Source organism: Bacillus sp. GbtcB10, assembly GCF_019091365.1.
GTDB classification, from domain to species: domain Bacteria; phylum Bacillota; class Bacilli; order Bacillales; family Bacillaceae; genus Bacillus; species Bacillus altitudinis.
Genome location: NZ_JAGXJP010000001.1, coordinates 1015818 through 1017647, shown reverse-complemented (window position 1 = coordinate 1017647; position 1830 = coordinate 1015818). Strand labels below are relative to the sequence as shown.

The window sequence follows — 1830 nt, the reverse complement described above, 5'->3', positions numbered from 1 at the left end:
CACCAGTGATTCCAGTAGCTCCAGTTGGACCGGTGCCTCCAGTGGCACCAGTGATTCCAGTAGCTCCAGTTGGACCGCTAGCTCCAGTGGCACCAGTGATTCCAGTAGCTCCAGTTGGACCGGTGTCTCCAGTGGCACCTGTTGGACCAGTAGGCCCGGTAGGACCCGTATCACCAGTTACACCAGTCGCACCGGTAGGTCCGGTATCACCAGTTACACCAGTGGCACCAGTAGGCCCAGTATCTCCAGTTACACCAGTGGCACCGGTTGGACCAGTATCTCCAGTTACACCAGTGGCTCCCGTAGGCCCGGTATCACCAGTAGCTCCAGTATCACCGGTTGGACCAGTAGGTCCGGTATCTCCAGTGGATCCAGTAACTCCGGTGGCACCAGTTGGACCAGTCGCACCAGTTACTCCAGTAGCACCAGTTACTCCAGTAGCACCAGTAGGCCCGGTATCACCAGTTACACCAGTCGCACCGGTAGGACCACTAGCTCCAGTGGCACCAGTGGCTCCGGTAGGCCCGGTATCTCCAGTTACACCAGTCGCACCGGTAGGTCCGGTAGCTCCAGTGGCACCAGTGGCTCCGGTAGGCCCGGTATCTCCAGTTACACCAGTCGCACCGGTAGGTCCGGTATCACCAGTTACACCAGTGGCACCAGTAGGCCCAGTATCTCCAGTATCACCAGTTACTCCAGTAGCACCGGTAGGTCCGGTATCTCCAGTCGCACCAGTAGGCCCGGTATCTCCAGTAGCTCCAGTAACTCCGGTGGCACCAGTAGGTCCGGTATCTCCAGTTACACCAGTGGCTCCGGTAGGCCCAGTATCTCCAGTTACTCCAGTAGCACCGGTAGGTCCGGTATCTCCAGTCGCACCAGTAGGCCCGGTATCACCAGTAGCTCCAGTAACTCCGGTGGCACCAGTAGGTCCGGCATCACCAGTTACACCAGTGGCTCCAGTAGACCCAGTATCTCCAGTTACACCAGTGGCTCCAGTAGACCCAGTATCTCCAGTTACACCAGTGGCACCAGTAGGCCCAGTATCTCCAGTTACACCAGTGGCACCAGTAGGCCCAGTATCACCAGTAGCTCCAGTAACTCCGGTGGCACCAGTAGGTCCGGTATCTCCAGTTACACCAGTGGCTCCGGTAGGCCCAGTATCTCCAGTTACTCCAGTAGCACCGGTAGGTCCGGTATCTCCAGTCGCACCAGTAGGCCCGGTATCACCAGTAGCTCCAGTAACTCCGGTGGCACCAGTAGGTCCGGCATCACCAGTTACACCAGTGGCTCCGGTAGGCCCAGTATCTCCAGTTACTCCAGTCGCACCGGTAGGTCCGGTATTACCAGTTGCACCAGTAGGTCCGGTATCTCCAGTGGATCCAGTAACTCCGGTGGCACCGGTTGGACCAGTCGCACCAGTAGGCCCGGTATCACCAGTAGCTCCAGTAACTCCGGTGGCACCAGTAGCTCCAGTATCACCGGTTGGACCAGTAGGACCGGTATCTCCAGTTACACCAGTAGCACCGGTAGGTCCGGTATCTCCAGTGGATCCAGTAACTCCGGTGGCACCGGTTGGACCAGTCGCACCAGTTACACCAGTCGCACCAGTAGGCCCGGTATCTCCAGTAGCTCCAGTAACTCCGGTGGCACCAGTAGGTCCGTTATCACCAGTTACACCAGTAGGCCCGGTATCACCAGTAGCTCCAGTAACTCCGGTGGCACCAGTAGGTCCGGTATCTCCAGTTACACCAGTGGCTCCCGTAGGGCCAGTATCTCCAGTTGCACCAGTAGGTCCGGTATCACCAGTTACTCCAGTAGCACCGGTAGGCC

1 protein-coding gene is annotated in these 1830 nt (G+C 58.1%); it reads right to left on the bottom strand.

What is annotated here, in order from left to right:
* Window positions 1-1830: beta strand repeat-containing protein (locus tag KVT11_RS20995; protein WP_254636459.1), on the bottom strand; the 1830-nt coding region annotated here is incomplete at both ends.